18 protein-coding genes are annotated in these 14,662 nt (G+C 49.7%); 7 read left to right on the top strand and 11 right to left on the bottom strand.

Annotated elements, in window-relative coordinates:
* The first annotated feature begins 86 nt into the window (after positions 1–86).
* From G535_RS0107315 to dolP, 4 genes are read left to right on the top strand one after another with little or no spacing between them, the layout of a single operon-like run.
* Complete coding sequence (locus G535_RS0107315; RefSeq protein WP_026861466.1) at positions 87–1,895, top strand: penicillin-binding protein activator; 1,809 nt, start codon at positions 87–89, stop codon at positions 1,893–1,895.
* Positions 1,892–2,248 (top strand): YraN family protein, encoded by a 357-nt coding sequence (locus tag G535_RS0107310; RefSeq protein WP_026861465.1) that lies wholly within the window; start codon positions 1,892–1,894, stop codon positions 2,246–2,248. The genes G535_RS0107315 and G535_RS0107310 overlap by 4 nt, the downstream gene beginning before the upstream one ends.
* 9 nt (positions 2,249–2,257) lie before the next feature.
* On the top strand, positions 2,258–2,827 hold the full coding sequence (locus G535_RS0107305; protein WP_026861464.1) for an SIS domain-containing protein: 570 nt from the start codon (positions 2,258–2,260) through the stop codon (positions 2,825–2,827).
* Positions 2,827–3,399, top strand: a complete 573-nt coding sequence (dolP, locus tag G535_RS0107300; protein ID WP_026861463.1) for a division/outer membrane stress-associated lipid-binding lipoprotein — start codon at positions 2,827–2,829, stop codon at positions 3,397–3,399. The genes G535_RS0107305 and dolP overlap by 1 nt, the downstream gene beginning before the upstream one ends.
* Positions 3,400–3,439: 40 nt before the next feature.
* Here the strand turns inward: dolP and sspB are convergent, their stop codons facing one another.
* The 8 genes from sspB to zapE form a co-directional block, all read right to left on the bottom strand.
* Positions 3,440–3,913: a ClpXP protease specificity-enhancing factor gene (gene sspB / locus G535_RS0107295; protein WP_206750282.1), complete on the bottom strand. Its 474-nt coding sequence runs from the start codon at positions 3,911–3,913 to the stop codon at positions 3,440–3,442.
* Between the two features lie 5 nt (positions 3,914–3,918).
* Complete coding sequence (gene sspA / locus G535_RS0107290) at positions 3,919–4,548, bottom strand: stringent starvation protein SspA (protein WP_026861461.1); 630 nt, start codon at positions 4,546–4,548, stop codon at positions 3,919–3,921.
* Between the two features lie 14 nt (positions 4,549–4,562).
* Entirely contained in the window at positions 4,563–5,309 is a 747-nt protein-coding gene (locus G535_RS0107285) for a cytochrome c1 (RefSeq protein WP_034727876.1), read from the bottom strand.
* Positions 5,309–6,571 (bottom strand): cytochrome b, encoded by a 1,263-nt coding sequence (locus tag G535_RS0107280; protein WP_026861459.1) that lies wholly within the window; start codon positions 6,569–6,571, stop codon positions 5,309–5,311. Before G535_RS0107280 ends, G535_RS0107285 begins: the two co-directional genes overlap by 1 nt.
* Positions 6,571–7,161: a ubiquinol-cytochrome c reductase iron-sulfur subunit gene (gene petA / locus G535_RS0107275; protein WP_026861458.1), complete on the bottom strand. Its 591-nt coding sequence runs from the start codon at positions 7,159–7,161 to the stop codon at positions 6,571–6,573. The genes G535_RS0107280 and petA overlap by 1 nt, the downstream gene beginning before the upstream one ends.
* A gap of 227 nt (positions 7,162–7,388) precedes the next feature.
* On the bottom strand, positions 7,389–7,781 hold the full coding sequence (gene rpsI / locus G535_RS0107270; protein ID WP_026861457.1) for a 30S ribosomal protein S9: 393 nt from the start codon (positions 7,779–7,781) through the stop codon (positions 7,389–7,391).
* Positions 7,782–7,798: 17 nt separating this feature from the next.
* Entirely contained in the window at positions 7,799–8,227 is a 429-nt protein-coding gene (gene rplM / locus G535_RS0107265) for a 50S ribosomal protein L13 (RefSeq protein ID WP_026861456.1), read from the bottom strand.
* 323 nt (positions 8,228–8,550) lie between these two features.
* Positions 8,551–9,654 (bottom strand): cell division protein ZapE, encoded by a 1,104-nt coding sequence (zapE, locus tag G535_RS0107260; RefSeq protein ID WP_026861455.1) that lies wholly within the window; start codon positions 9,652–9,654, stop codon positions 8,551–8,553.
* A 91-nt stretch (positions 9,655–9,745) separates the two neighbouring features.
* Here zapE and G535_RS0107255 point away from each other — a divergent pair, with 91 nt between their 5' ends.
* The 3 genes from G535_RS0107255 (at position 9,746) to G535_RS0107245 (ending at position 12,791) form a co-directional block, all read left to right on the top strand.
* On the top strand, positions 9,746–10,183 hold the full coding sequence (locus tag G535_RS0107255) for a Z-ring associated ZapG family protein (RefSeq protein ID WP_026861454.1): 438 nt from the start codon (positions 9,746–9,748) through the stop codon (positions 10,181–10,183).
* Positions 10,184–10,266: 83 nt separating this feature from the next.
* Entirely contained in the window at positions 10,267–11,613 is a 1,347-nt protein-coding gene (locus G535_RS0107250; protein WP_026861453.1) for a DegQ family serine endoprotease, read from the top strand.
* A gap of 119 nt (positions 11,614–11,732) precedes the next feature.
* Positions 11,733–12,791: a trypsin-like peptidase domain-containing protein gene (locus G535_RS0107245; RefSeq protein WP_026861452.1), complete on the top strand. Its 1,059-nt coding sequence runs from the start codon at positions 11,733–11,735 to the stop codon at positions 12,789–12,791.
* Here G535_RS0107245 and murA read toward each other — a convergent pair.
* The 3 genes from murA to G535_RS13175 are packed head-to-tail and all read right to left on the bottom strand — an operon-like array spanning position 12,788 to position 14,660.
* The gene (gene murA / locus G535_RS0107240) at positions 12,788–14,044 is read right to left on the bottom strand and encodes a UDP-N-acetylglucosamine 1-carboxyvinyltransferase (RefSeq protein WP_026861451.1); all 1,257 of its coding nucleotides are present in this window, start codon (positions 14,042–14,044) and stop codon (positions 12,788–12,790) included. The two genes, G535_RS0107245 and murA, sit on opposite strands and share 4 nt — an antisense overlap.
* Positions 14,045–14,059: 15 nt before the next feature.
* The gene (locus G535_RS0107235; protein ID WP_026861450.1) at positions 14,060–14,317 is read right to left on the bottom strand and encodes a BolA family protein; all 258 of its coding nucleotides are present in this window, start codon (positions 14,315–14,317) and stop codon (positions 14,060–14,062) included.
* Between the two features lie 43 nt (positions 14,318–14,360).
* Complete coding sequence (locus G535_RS13175; RefSeq protein WP_051207026.1) at positions 14,361–14,660, bottom strand: STAS domain-containing protein; 300 nt, start codon at positions 14,658–14,660, stop codon at positions 14,361–14,363.
* Positions 14,661–14,662: the final 2 nt, after the last annotated feature.

The following is a 14,662-nucleotide window of genomic DNA, read 5'->3' as shown; positions in this document are numbered from 1 at the left end:
CCCTTGTAAGAAATGGCCGACCACGTTGTGTCCCCTATCGCCTGAGTTTATAGTAGAGCTATGGATAGACTCAGAGTGAGTAGCAAGTGGTGAAGTTGACTATTGTGCCAAAGAAGTTATCGGTCTGCATATGTGTTTGTTTATTAGCGGCGTGTGCAACGCCTCCGCAACCCTCAAAACCGTCGCAGCAAACACAAGCGCCGAGCGTTTTCGAGCCTGAAGCTCCAACCCAGACAGCGCGCACCGTTGAAGATTTTCTCGCGGAACTTGCGCAGCTTAGCAATCCTGCGCAACAACTGAACTTGCTGTTGACCGAAATAGAACTGCGTCAAGACGCACACGCGTGGCAAACCAGCGCTGTACTCTTAAGCGAAGTTGAGCGCTTTAACCAGACGTTATCAGCGTCCCAGCATCGCCGCTATACATTTGCGCAGGCGCGTTGGCTTGCCCATCAACAGCAATTTCGCGATGCCATGCAACGCCTTACCCCGCTCCTACAACAACCGAGCCTCGAGACCTTACAACTGGCGCGCGATCTCAGTTGGCAACTCGGTGAACGCCAGCAAGCAGCACAATTTGAATTAGACCGTCTCGCCCAACAAGCAGACACCGATTCACAAACCAGTTGGGCGTATCTGAAACATGCGCCAGAGCCAACGGCATTGCGTGCTCAGGGTGAGCTTGCGAGACCGTGGTTAGCGCTGTTACAAGCAGCTCACCAGCAGGTCACTCGCGCGGACCCAAGCGCATTACAAGGTTGGCAGCTCAGGTACCCGAACCACCCTGGCCAGGCTGTGGTCAGCCAGATGCGCGAAAAAATTGAGCAGTACGCGCCGCATCACGCCTTGGTGTTACTGCCTCTCAGCGGTCAGTATGCCGAACAAGGGCAAGCCGTGTTGGATGGCATGGTGCTCGCGCTTGAAGCAACACCTGAATTCACCATCACCATTCGGGACAGCGCGCAGTTTGACTTCAGCCAACTTGCTGAAGTGTTACAAGCGGAGCAAGCAGATATGCTGATTGGTCCCTTGCTTAAAGACAACCTTGAGCAAGTCGCTACAACAGCAGTTCAGAACGTGCAATGGATGGCGCTCAACGCAATTGATGAGCTAGGCGCGATACCAGATCTTTGGTATGCGCTAGCACCGGAAACTGAAATCACCCAAATTGCGCGTCGTTTTGCCGACAAGGGATATCAACAGCCGCTCGTGCTTGCTGCCGACTCCAACCGTGGTAAACAAGCGGTTGAGACCTTTGCCGAGGCATTTTATCAATTACAGCCTGAAGGCAAGGTCGAACAAGGCTTTTATCGCACTCCCGACGATATGAAAGCCATCGTTCAAGAAAAGCTTGGCGTGACCGATAGCGAAGCGCGTATTTGGCAGGTCAAAATTGCTGCGGGCAAAATTATTGTCGATGCTGAAGCACGCAGCCGCGCAGACATTGACGCGATTTTTCTACCAGGCTCCATCGAGCAAACGCGCTTACTCAAACCCTTTATTGACGTCACTATCTCGCCATTCATGCAAGCCTTGCCGGTTTATGCAACGTCAGCCAGCCATATTCGCGGCGACGCTTTAAGTGAAAACGACCTCGATAACGTGCGTTTTACCGAGTTGCCATGGTTACTGCCAAATCATCCCCAACATCAGCGGTTACAAGCCTTGTTGCGCCAACGTCAACATTGGAGCACCGGGCTGGCGCGACTCGCCGCCTTTGGTCATGACGCTGTCAACTTAGTGCGTCACTATGAAGTCTTAACGGCGTTACCTGGCTATCAACTCGCGGGCCTCACCGGCACCCTAACCGGTGCACCAGATAATATGCAACGGCAACTCGATTGGGCCCAGTACGACGGTCATAACGTGGTGCCTGAAGTAGATAGCCTCGAGTGACCACACGCGCCAAACGGCAGGGCAATGCAGGCGAGAACGATGCTTGCGCCTATCTCGAACAGCACGGGTTGCGGGTTATCGCGCGCAACTACCGTTGCCCACTTGGCGAAATTGATGTGATCGCTCAAGACGGTGAGCATTGGGTCTTTATTGAAGTGAAAACCCGCCACGACGAAGATTTCGCCACCGTGGTTGAACAAATTAGCAGCGCTCAGTGTCAACGTATTAGACGGTGCGCTCAATTTTATTTACTATCGCGTAAACTTGACGAGCATCAGACCCTTATGCGTTTTGATGTTATCGCTATTTGTCAGCAGCCAGCACAATTACACTGGTTGCCCGATGCATTTTAATGAGGACGTATGCAAGAGCATGTAAAAGCCATTTTTACCGAGTGCATCCAAACCCAAATCGCCTCAGCCGATCTGCTCCAAGAGCCGTTAATGCGCGCGGCGGGCTTACTGGTGGACTCTCTACTCTGTGGGCAAAAAATATATTGCTGCGGGGAAAGCATGGCGCATGCGAGTGCGCGCCATTTCGCACATATCATGCTGACTGGATTGCAGTTTGAACGTCCCCCCTTCCCCGTCAGTGCGCTGCACGCCGATTACGGCGCGAATGAACATGAAGCCATTTTCGCCCAACAAATCTCTGCCTTCGGTCAACCGAATGACTTACTTATCGTGCTCAATGCGGGCAGTCATGCGCCGCGCGTCACCCGCGCGATGGAGGCCGCACTGAGCCGAGATATGTTGATCATCGCATTAACCAACGACGCCGATCATGAGGTCGGAGGCTTGCTTGGCCCTGATGACGTTGAAATCCGCATCCCTTCGCGCAATGCTGCCCGTGTTAGCGAGCACTTACTGCAGCTCGTCAATATGTTGTGCAGTCTCGCCGAGCAACAAATATTTCCTCAGGAGGACGATTGATGAACACACGTTTACGTCTTGCAACTGCGGCCTTAGTTGCCTTGCTTTCCCTCTCCGGTTGTGCCGTCGCACTTGTCGGAGCCACAGCGGTAGGAATTTCCTCTGCGACTGACTCGCGTACGGTCGGTACACAAGTCGACGATCAAGCGATTGAGATCAAGGTCATTGCCCGTCTAAAAGGCGAAGAACAACTTGCGGATAGTCGGGTGCAAGTGGTCTCATTTAACCGCGCTGTGCTGTTAATCGGCCAAGTTCCACAAGCTCACCTCGCGCAGTTAGCACGCCAACTTACCGCTGAAGTTGAGGGGGTACAACAGGTACATAATGAGCTTCGCACTGCCGACGTTATTAGCTTTAAAACCATTAGTAATGACAGTTGGATCACCAGCAAAATCAAAGCTAAATTTGTTACCGATGAAGCCATTGACCCAAGTAAAATTAAAGTGGTAACAGAGAACGGTGAGGTGTTTCTGATGGGCTTGGTTGACCGCACAATGGCGCGTCAAGCCGTTGAGGTTGCTCGCAATACGAATGGTGTGAAACGTGTGATTGATGCGTTTGAGACACGCTAAGAAAAGAAAAAACGCGCTTGACCGCAAGGTTCAGCGCGTTTTATTTAATTACTTTTAAAGTTGGTCGCTTACCCGGCTTTGCGCCATCTTCGCCCGCAGGCTTTTCCACGCCACCGTCAATAACACCTTGCGGCCCACTACTAGGTGTCGCGTCTTGCTCTTCATCATCATTCCACTGCGCTGCAGCGGTCAGTTGCGGCTCTTCATCAAAGACCGTACCCGCGCCATTCTCACGTGCATATAACGCAACAACAGCGTGCATAGGAACGATAACGTGGTGGGGTTTGCCAGAGAAGCGCGCATTGAACTCAACACTGTCATTCGCGAGCTGTAAGTTACCGACAGCCGAGGGGGCAATATTAAGCACTATTTGACCATCTTCAACAAACTCAAATGGCACCTGACACCCTGGGGTGTTCGCAGCCACCACCAAGTGCGGAGTGAGTTGGTTATCAACCAGCCATTCGTACACCGCCCGTAACATGTACGGGCGGCGTGCGGTCATTGCAGTCAAGTCACTCACCGACCTAAGTCTCGCTCAACGTCGGTCAATGAAGCTTGGAAAGAATCGCGCTCAAACACACGCAGCATATAAGCTTTGACAGCTTTCGCTGCAGCGCCCTCGAGTTCGATACCATAGCTTGGCAAACGCCATAATAATGGCGCTAAGTAACAGTCTACCAGGGTAAACTCTTCACTCATGAAGAATGGCGTGTCAGCAAAAATAGGCGCTAAAGCTAAGATGCCTTCGCGCAGTTCCTGACGTGCCGCTTCGACACCTTTACCGCCTTTTTCAAGTGTGCTTGCTAAGCTATACCAGTCACGCTCAATGCGATACATCATCAAACGACTGGTACCACGCGCAACTGGGTAAACTGGCATCAATGGCGGATGCGGGAAACGCTCATCAAGGTATTCCATGATGATATGTGCGTTGTACAGCACGAGCTCACGATCCACCAAAGTTGGCAATGCATCCGGATACGGATTCAATTGCAACAAATCTTCAGGCAACTGATCGTTGTCGACGTAAGTGATTTCTACACTTACACCTTTCTCTGCTAACACGATTCGAGCCTGATGACTACGTAAGTCATTACGTCCCGAATACAAGGTCATCACTGACCGCTTATTTGCCGCAACCGACATGTCTTTCTCCATCATTACTTGACGTCTTTAAAGAATTCGCGCTTCAGTAACCAGGCGAATAAGGTAAAGACTAATAAGAAACCGAAGACGTACCAACCCATACGACGCTGTTCTAACAACATTGGTTCACCGGTGTAAACCAAGAAGCTAGTCAAATCGAGCATGGCTTGATCGTATTCATCAGCACTTAACATGCCGCTGCCATCGGTTTTCAAACCTACGTAGACGTCTTGCATCTCACCATCGATCATGCGCTGCTCAGTGGTCTTGCTAGGAACACCTTGGAGCTCCTGCAATACGTGTGGCATACCCACGTTTGGAAAAACGGTGTTGTTCACGCCAAATGGACGTGATTCGTCAACGTAGAAAGAACGTAAATAGGTGTAAATCCAGTCAGCGCCACGCACACGCGCAACTAGCGTCAAATCAGGTGCAGCAGTACCAAACCAAGCACCCGCTGACTCAGCTGACATCGTGTTAGTGATCAAGTCACCTACTTTGTCACCAGTGAACTGGAGGTTTTCCATACCTAAGTCATCAGGAATACCTAAATCGTTAAAGGTACGCTGGTAACGTTGGTATTGCATTGAGTGACAACCCAAGCAGTAGTTCATGAACAATTGCGCTCCGCGCTGTAGCGAGGCCTTGTCATGCAAATCTACTTTAGCTTCATCAAGTGGCACCGTTGGGCCAGCTGCAAATCCTGCAACTGACCATACTGTAGCGGCAACCAGAAGAGTGGTTTTTAGGAACTGTTTCATCACTTCGTAATCCTCTCTGGAACTGGCTTAGTGTTTTCATTCTTACTGTAGAAGAACAGCAACACAAAGAACGCGAAGTACAAGAAGGTAAAGATACGCGCAAACAGAGTGTAGATCTCAGTTGCAGGTTTCAAACCTAAGTAACCTAGCGCCACAAAGCTGATTGCGAATACGGTCAAGTTCAGCTTGTGGAAGCCGCTACGATAGCGGATTGAGCGTACTTTGCCGCGGTCAAGCCATGGCAAGACAAACAAGGCTGCAATCGCACCAAACATTAGGATGACACCTAATAGCTTGTCAGGAACAGCACGCAAAATCGCGTAGAACGGCGTGAAGTACCACACTGGTGCAATATGCTCAGGGGTCTTCAGCGGGTTCGCAGCTTCAAAGTTTGGTGGCTCAAGGAACAAGCCGCCCATTGCCGGCGCAAAGAAAATGACGTAGCAGAAGGCAAACAAGAAGATACCGATACCGACCAGATCCTTCACCACGTAGTATGGGAAGAATGGGAAAGCATCAACGATGTCGTATTTCTTAGTAAAGCGCTCGTGGAATTTAAACTTGGCTTTGTCTTCTTCAGCAACAGAGCCTTTCTTCTTCTTGATATCGATACCTTCAGGGTTGTTCGAACCCACTTCGTGCAAGGCCACAATGTGTAAGAACACCAAGATAACCAGCACTAACGGCAACGCGATAACGTGCAAGGCGAAGAAACGGTTCAAGGTTGCGCCTGAGATAACGTAGTCACCACGAATCCACAGGGTCAAATCGTCACCGATGAATGGAATAGCACCAAACAACGAGATAATAACCTGTGCACCCCAGTACGACATTTGTCCCCAAGGTAACAAATAACCCATAAAGGCTTCTGCCATGAGCACCAGGAAGATCAACATACCAAAGACCCAAAGCAACTCACGCGGCTTCTGATAAGAGCCGTACATCATGCCTCGGAACATATGGAGGTAGACCACCACGAAGAACGCCGATGCACCGGTAGAGTGCATATAACGTAACAACCATCCGTAATCGATATCACGCATGATGTATTCAACAGAAGCAAACGCGCCTTCTGCTGATGGTACGTAGTTCATGGTGAGCCAAACACCCGTAAGGATTTGGTTGACCAAGACCAACATGGCGAGTACGCCAAAGATGTACCAGAAGTTAAAGTTTTTCGGAGCTGGATATTGCGCTAAGTGGATATTCCACGTTTTGGTCATCGGAATACGTTCGTCAAACCACGCGATTAATTTTTTCATTAGGCTTGCTCCCCATCTTCACCAACCAAGATGGTCGTGTCGTCAATGTAGTAATGCGGCGGCACCACCAGATTGTACGGCGCAGGAACGCCAGAAAATACTCGACCGGCGATGTCGAACTTCGAACCGTGACACGGACAGAAGAAACCAGAGCTCACACCTTCCACTTGCTCACCGAACGAATCTTCAAGATACTGCGGTGAACAACCAAGGTGCGTACAAATACCCACGGCAACGAAGTATTCTTCTTTGCGCGAACGATAGGTATTGGTCGCATAAGCTGGCTGTTGAGGTTCTTCTGAATTTGGGTCACGAAGTTGATCAGAGACTTTATCCAAGCTGGCTAACATCTCTGGGGTACGGCGCACAACCCATACAGGCTGACCACGCCACTCAACACGAATCATTTGACCCGGTTCGGCTTTTCCGATGTTCACTTCCACTGGCGCACCCGCGTTTTTAGCTTTCGCACTTGGGTTCCACGACGCAATGAAAGGAACGGCAACACCCACCGCGCCTGCTGCGCCAACCACAGAGGTTGCGACAGTCAGAAAACGACGGCGGCCTTTATCTACAGGCGCATTGCTCATCCACTTACTCTCCAGTTTGGACGCTTCACGAGGCTTTGCCGTGAAGTCAGTAATTAGCTGCTGCGTTAGATCCACCTATACACAAACGTACAGGTGAACGGCAAAAAAATGCTTTCAGATGATAAAGAAAACCCTTGATTTTTACAAGGAGAAAGACAAAAAACCCGGCGCGATGGCCGGGTTTTTTTGTTCGAAAGCGTACAGCTTCGAATACGGTAATTTGAAAATTAACGCTTCGAGAACTGAGGACGCTTACGTGCTTTGTGCAAGCCGACTTTCTTACGTTCAACTTGACGTGCGTCACGAGTAACGTAACCAGCACGACGCAAGTCACCACGAAGGGCTTCGTCATATTGCATAAGTGCACGCGTGATACCGTGACGCACTGCGCCAGCTTGACCACTTGAACCACCACCTTTAACGGTGATGTAAAGATCGAATTTCTCAACCATTTCAACTAACTCAAGCGGTTGACGAACAACCATTTGTGCAGTTTCACGGCCGAAGTATTCTTCCAAAGTGCGGTTATTGATGCTGATGTTGCCGCTGCCCGGACGCAAGAAAACGCGTGCAGTAGAGCTTTTGCGACGACCAGTACCGTAGTATTGATTCTCTGCCATTGTCTTAGTGCTCCGTCTTAAATTTCAAGTTGTTTAGGCTGTTGAGCAACATGATTGTGCTCGGCGCCCGCATATACTTTCAGTTTACGGAACATGGCACGACCAAGTGGACCACGTGGTAACATACCCTTCACCGCTTTCTGAATGACCATTTCAGGTTTCTTAGCAATCAACTTCTCGAAGTTGATTTCTTTGATACCGCCTGGATACCCAGTGTGTGAATAATACATTTTGTTCTGAGCTTTACGGCCAGTAACCGCTACTTTCTCAGCGTTCACGATGATGATGTAATCACCAGTGTCAACGTGAGGAGTGTACTCAGCTTTATGCTTACCACGAAGACGACGCGCAACTTCAGTCGCCAAGCGACCTAAAGTTTTACCTTCAGCGTCAATAACATACCAGTCACGTTGTACAGTTTCTGGTTTTGCAACAAATGTACTCATTGAGACTATCTCTATATTAAAGGTTCACGACAGTAGTTCCGGGCTTCCCCGCGAACCACAACAACCGTTGTGGTGTTGCCACTTTTACGGTTAGTTGTACCTGTAACGTGGGCTGCGCGGATTATAGGGAAAACTGCCGAAAAGATCAACGGGGTTCGTTATTCGTTATTCGTTATTCGTTATTCGTTATTCGTTATTCGTTACGACAGCATTACTGCATCAAAAACAAATACAAGTAAAATTATTATGACTTTTCTTATCTTTTCTTGTTTTTTCGATTAACGAATAACGATTAACGAAGAGCGTAGCGCTCGACTAACGACTTAGGGTTTGTGTTCTTGTGCCAGATAATCGTGGCTTTGCATTTCTTGTAAGCGCGACACACAGCGTTGGTATTCAAAGGTCAACTTACCTTCGCTATAGATCTTCTCCAGCGGCACAGCTGCAGAGAGAATTAACTTCACTCGGCGTTCATAGAACTCATCGACCAAGGCTAGGAAACGACGTGCGGCATCGTCGTTGGCGCCCCCTAGCTGGGGTACGTTGCTGATCAGCACCGCGTGGTAGATTTGGGCAATCTCAATATAATCGTTTTGTGAACGTGGGCCGCCACAAATCGCGTCAAACTCGAACAAGACCACATCGTCACATTCCAGCCGCACGGCAATATCACGACCATTGATACGAATGCTACCGTCAGTATTTCGACTGCAATGATCCGGTGCCAGTTCTGCGAAATAGCGCTGTAAATTGGTATCGGCTTCGGCATCGAGTGGCGCATGATAAATTTCCGCACGCGTTAAAGTACGCAAACGGTAATCGATACCACTGTCGACATTTATCACTTCGCAGTTTTGTTTGATCAGCTCAATTGCCGGTAAAAAACGTTGGCGTTGCAGACCATTGCGGTACAGCTCATCGGGAATGATATTCGAAGTCGCCACTAACACCACACCGCGCTGGAATAACTCCTGCATTAAGGTACCTAAAAGCATAGCGTCGGTAATATCTTGCACAAAGAACTCATCAAAGCAGATCACGCGCGCTTCAGCGGCTAGTTTGTCGGCAATGAGTGGTAACGGATCACTCTGTCCTTTCAGTAACTTCAGCTCTTTGTGCACACGATGCATAAAGCGATGGAAGTGCACACGCATTTTGCGTTTAAAAGGTAACGCATCGAAAAAGGTATCCACTAAGTATGTTTTACCGCGCCCTACGCCGCCCCAAAAGTAAATGCCTTTTGGCGCTTGGGGCTGTTGCCCAAATAGCCCTTTGAGCTTATCCAGCCAACTGCGTTCTGCACGGCCATGATAAACCATCAGCTCATCAAACAGTCGTTGTAAAGCTTCAACCGCTTTGCGCTGCGCGGCGTCTGGAGTGAAGTTTCCTGAGGCTAAATCGGCTTCGTATTTACTCAATGGGGTGATGTTTTGCGTTGTCACTACCACTTCGACCCTATTCTGGATTATGCTATGGGGTATCAGTTTATCATGTGTAACGCGTTTTTAAGGAGTTTTTATGAATGCAATCATCGGCATTCTCTTGGTTTTAGCTGGTGCTGTCGTAGGGTTCTTTATTGCCCGGTATTGGCTCAAGGAGCATTCTGAGGAAGCGCGTCTTACCGAAGAAGTGCAACAAAGCCGTGAACAATTGGCCGCTTATCAACAAGAAGTGGGCGAACATTTCGCAACTGCAAGCGCTCTTGTTGAACAACTTGAAGAAACCCAAGAAAAGTTGAAAGCCTATTTAGGTCATAGCGCTGAGCTCTTACAAAAAGAGCAAACGCAGCCTAGCCTGCCGTTTTTTGCAGAAGACACCATGCGTCAATTACGTATGGCCAGTAAGCTGCAAAAAGATAGCAAATCGGAAAAACCTGAGACGCAAGCACATGCGCCACGTGACTATTCCGACACCCAAAGTGGAATTTTTTCGAGTTCAGAAGAAAAAACATCTTGAAACACCTTTGCGGTGAACTTATCTAAATAGGGTCGGTCTTTACTTGCACGCAACGGCGTGTTGTTAGAAGGAGTCTGTACCCTATGAAACTTAAGCTATTTGCAATTGTTACCCTCACTGGGCTGCTCGCTCTGAGTCCAGCCCAGGCTAATATTCCGTTCTTTGGCGACAAGGACGAAACCCCAACACTGGCACCGATGCTCGAAGAAGTGACCCCTGCGGTCGTGAATATTTCGGTCAAAGGCAGTCGTGAGGTACGTCAACGCGTGCCGGATATGTTCCAGTTCTTTTTTGGCCCCAATAGTCCCCGTGAACGCGTGCAAGAACGCCCGTTCCAAGGTTTAGGTTCAGGCGTCATTATTGATGCCGAAAACGGCTATGTGGTGACCAACAATCATGTGATTGACGGCGCGAACGAAATTATCGTGACCTTGAAAGACGGAGCACAATTCGATGCCAAGGTCATCGGTACTGATGAAAACTCTGACATCGCACTGATTCAAATTGAAAACGGCAAGAACCTCACCGAAATTGAAATCGGTCGCTCAGCCGACCTACGCGTCGGTGACTTCGTCGTTGCCATTGGTAACCCTTTCGGTCTTGGCCAAACGGTCACTTCAGGTATTGTCAGTGCACTAGGTCGTAGTGGCTTAGGCATTGAAGAGATCGAAAATTTCATTCAAACCGATGCTGCAATCAACAGTGGCAACTCTGGTGGCGCCTTAGTAACCCTTGACGGTAAGCTTATTGGCATCAACACCGCCATCTTAGGTCCAAATGGCGGCAATATTGGCATTGGTTTTGCCATTCCATCGGACATGATGCAAGCGCTGGTACAGCAACTGATTGAGTTCGGTGAAGTACGTCGCGGGGTGCTTGGCGTACGTGGGAATGACCTTACTGCCGATATTGCCCAAGCACTTAGTCTCGATGCCAACCAAGGTGCATTTGTCGCCGAAGTGATTCCAGATGGCGCTGCTGCGAAAGCAGGCCTGCAATCAGGCGACGTTATCATTGCAGTAAACGGCGAAAAAATTCGCAGTTTTGCCGACTTGGGGGCACGCGTTAAAACCCTAGGTGTTGGCAAAGCCATTGATATCACCGTACTTCGTGACGGTAAAAAGCGCACCTTTGAAGTCACCCTGACGGCAGAAGATACCTCAGCCGATGCTGCGAATTTACACCCAGCACTCGAAGGGGCTACGCTGGCGGCAACCGATGACGGTGGTATCACCATTACGGAACTTCGCGAGAACTCTATGGCTGCACGTTACGGCTTGCGTAAGGATGACGTCATTGTGGCGGTCAACCGTCAACCGGTAAACTCGGTGTCTGAGTTACGTAAAGCACTCGATAGTGCCAAAGGAGTGGTGGCTTTAAATATCCGCCGAGGTAACTCGTCACTCTACCTTGTTCTACGCGGTGGCTAACACCTCTGTGAACAACCAACAGCGCACGTGATATCAAGGCAGCTCGAAACAGAGCTGCCTTCTTTTTCATAGAATGTGATATGCTCGCATTAACTTTTCTTCAGTAACGGACGACACTTATGGGTCAACGCCAATCAAGCCATTGGATAAGCTATATTGTACGCTCAGTCGTGCTTGGTTTGGTCGTCGCTGCCGTGGTCATCTGGTTACAACCCATGCTAAGCGCTTGGCAATCGTCCCGCGCAACCCCCGAACAGCCCGTGAGTTACGCCAAAGCTGTTAACCGTGCAGCGCCCGCTGTGGTGAACATCTATAGCTTGTCAGAAGTGCGTGGCTCGTATTACAGCCAACGTCCAAATACCGTGCTGCGCCTGGGTTCTGGTGTCATCATGGATAACGTCGGGCATATTTTAACCGCCGCACACGTGGTCGCCAATGTCAGTAGTATTCAAGTCGCCCTGCAAGATGGCCGGCAAACCAGTGCACAAATTATTGGTGTCGACCCCATCACCGACTTAGCCGTATTGCGCATTGAATTAGATAACCTTCCGATTATTCCGCAAGACCGAAAGCTTCGCAGTCGTGTGGGCGATGTAGTGCTGGCCATTGGTAACCCGCTTAACCTTGGGCAAACCATTACCCAAGGTATTATCAGCGCGACCGGCGGCCGCATGGGCGTGATTAACAGCCACGCAGACCTCCTCCAAATGGATGCGGTCATTAATGAAGGCGCATCAGGTGGTGCGCTGGTGAACAGTGAAGGTTATCTCGTTGGTATCAACAACGCCCAATTCCGTGGCCCTGCTGGTCAAGGCGTTGAGGGTATCTACTTTGCGGTTCCATACAGCCTTGCACGTGACGTTATGACGCAACTTATTCAAGAAGGGGAAGTGGTACGCGGTTACTTCGGCATTAATACAAGCGAAACGCCAGCCAACTTGTCCTTTGCGCAACCTGGTATTTTTATCACCGGTGTCGATAGTAACAGTCCAGCAGAGCGCGCCGGCTTGCGCACAGAAGACTACATTATCGCGATTGGAGGGCAACCGATTAGCTCTGCAGCTGAAGGTTTAGCTTTGATCTCAAATACCCGACCAGGTACCGAGTTAGAAGTGCGGTTTATTCGCGATGACCGTGAGCAGCGCACCACGGCCATCATTACGAAACTGACGAATTAATTTTGGCGTTCAATCGTGGCGCCGAGCGCGGTTAACTTCTTCTCAATCGATTCGTAGCCGCGATCGATATGATAAATCCGCTCGACCGTCGTTTGCCCTTTGGCAACGAGCCCCGCAATAACCAGCGACGCTGATGCACGCAGGTCAGTACACATTACTTGTGCGCCGTTTAACTGCTCTACACCATGGCAAATTGCAGTATTGCCTTCCAATTCGATTTTAGCCCCCATACGCTGGAGCTCTGGCACATGCATGAAACGGTTTTCGAAAATCGTTTCACGAACCCAGCCCGTCCCCTCAGCGAGGGCATTCAGGGTACAAAACTGTGCTTGCATGTCGGTCGGAAAAGCTGGGTGCGGTGCAGTGATGATATTCACCGGTTTCGCCCGCTCTGGCGCTTGCAAACGGATCCAGTCATCGCCTTTTGTGATGGTTGCACCGGCTTCCGTTAACTTCTTCAAAACCGCATCTAACATTGCCGGATCGGTATTCTTACAGGTCACATCACCACCAGTCACTAGGGCTGCAACGAGGAAAGTGCCTGTTTCAATACGATCTGGCTGTACCGCGTATGCACCGCCGTGCAACTGAGCCACACCGTGAATCTCAAGCGTATCGGTACCCGCGCCGCGGATATCCGCACCTAAGGTGTTGAGGAAGTTCGCCAAATCAACGACTTCAGGTTCACATGCAGCATTTTCGATGACCGTAACACCCTCCGCGAGGGTCGCCGCCATCATCAGATTCTCGGTACCGGTCACACTTACGGTATCCATCAACAGATTCGCGCCTTGCAAGCGGCCTTCGACATGCGCGTTAATGTAGCCATTGTCGACGGTAATTTCCGCTCCCATCTGACGTAAACCTTCAATATGTAAGTTCACTGGACGCGCACCAATCGCACAACCACCAGGTAAGGATACCTGGGCTTTACCATGTCGAGCCAACAAAGGGCCTAGCACAAGAATAGAAGCGCGCATGGTTTTCACTAAGTCGTAACTGGCGATGTGGCTGGTCAATTGTTGCGGGTGAATAAGGTAGCTGTTCGGTCCTAACACTGTGCTATTCACACCGAGATCGGCCAATAGCTTTAATGAGGTACGCACATCTTGTAACGCCGGAACGTTGCTGATTTCGACATCGTCTGTGGCTAACAAACTTGCCATCAGAATGGGCAGTGCTGCGTTCTTTGCGCCAGAAATAACAACATCGCCGTGGAGCTTATTGCCACCAGTGATTACCAATTTTTGCATAGCTCAGGACTCTCTTTAGCTGAGCATCGCGAGTTTTTTCTCGCGCTGCCATTCTGTAGGTGTATAGGTTTTAATCGAAACAGCATGCAGTTCACCACTGGCAATCAATGCTTTTAGCGGCGCGTAAATGACCTGCTGCTTTTTCACTCGCGACAAGTCTTCGAACAACGCGCCAACGGCAGTGATGTTCGCATGGCTTCCGTCAATTTTTACAATCAGCTCGTCAAGCTCAAGCGCCTCATTTAAGAGCTGCTGAATATCATCTGTTGTCATCGGTTTTATAGTTCTATTTTGCTGAAACGAAGGCTAGACGTTCTTATTGAACGTCTAACAAGGTTGCTGCGCCACTGACATCAACAATGGCTTTAAACTGTTGACTCGGCTGATGAATGACAAGTTCACATTGCTGCTGCAATAAATATTTTTTCAGTTGCAGCAGCATCGCTACGCCAGCAGAATCAACTCGTTCAACATTGGCCAAACTAACGACCAAAGGATTCTGTTGTCCTAGCCATTGCGCGCGCTCTCGCCAAGCATCCGCCACAGTTGCCCGCGTCAGTTCGCCGGTAAATGCTAAGGCGTCGTTGTCGAACTGCCAACTTAACTGTGCGCTCATCA

Origin of the sequence: Pseudidiomarina sediminum DSM 21906 (genome assembly GCF_000423165.1) — a bacterium.
Lineage (GTDB): Bacteria > Pseudomonadota > Gammaproteobacteria > Enterobacterales > Alteromonadaceae > Pseudidiomarina > Pseudidiomarina sediminum.
This window is presented reverse-complemented; position numbering and strand designations above follow the sequence as displayed.

Coding starts and splice junctions, on each gene's coding strand:
- G535_RS0107235 (WP_026861450.1), bottom strand. CDS start 14,317: ATGACAACAGATGATATTCAGCAGCTCTTAAATGAGGCGCTTGAGCTT.
- G535_RS0107305 (WP_026861464.1), top strand. CDS start 2,258: ATGCAAGAGCATGTAAAAGCCATTTTTACCGAGTGCATCCAAACCCAA.
- G535_RS0107255 (WP_026861454.1), top strand. CDS start 9,746: ATGAATGCAATCATCGGCATTCTCTTGGTTTTAGCTGGTGCTGTCGTA.
- rplM (WP_026861456.1), bottom strand. CDS start 8,227: ATGAGTACATTTGTTGCAAAACCAGAAACTGTACAACGTGACTGGTAT.
- sspA (WP_026861461.1), bottom strand. CDS start 4,548: ATGTCGGTTGCGGCAAATAAGCGGTCAGTGATGACCTTGTATTCGGGA.
- rpsI (WP_026861457.1), bottom strand. CDS start 7,781: ATGGCAGAGAATCAATACTACGGTACTGGTCGTCGCAAAAGCTCTACT.
- G535_RS13175 (WP_051207026.1), bottom strand. CDS start 14,660: ATGAGCGCACAGTTAAGTTGGCAGTTCGACAACGACGCCTTAGCATTT.
- murA (WP_026861451.1), bottom strand. CDS start 14,044: ATGCAAAAATTGGTAATCACTGGTGGCAATAAGCTCCACGGCGATGTT.
- G535_RS0107280 (WP_026861459.1), bottom strand. CDS start 6,571: ATGAAAAAATTAATCGCGTGGTTTGACGAACGTATTCCGATGACCAAA.
- dolP (WP_026861463.1), top strand. CDS start 2,827: ATGAACACACGTTTACGTCTTGCAACTGCGGCCTTAGTTGCCTTGCTT.
- petA (WP_026861458.1), bottom strand. CDS start 7,161: ATGAGCAATGCGCCTGTAGATAAAGGCCGCCGTCGTTTTCTGACTGTC.
- G535_RS0107250 (WP_026861453.1), top strand. CDS start 10,267: ATGAAACTTAAGCTATTTGCAATTGTTACCCTCACTGGGCTGCTCGCT.
- G535_RS0107285 (WP_034727876.1), bottom strand. CDS start 5,309: ATGAAACAGTTCCTAAAAACCACTCTTCTGGTTGCCGCTACAGTATGG.
- G535_RS0107245 (WP_026861452.1), top strand. CDS start 11,733: ATGGGTCAACGCCAATCAAGCCATTGGATAAGCTATATTGTACGCTCA.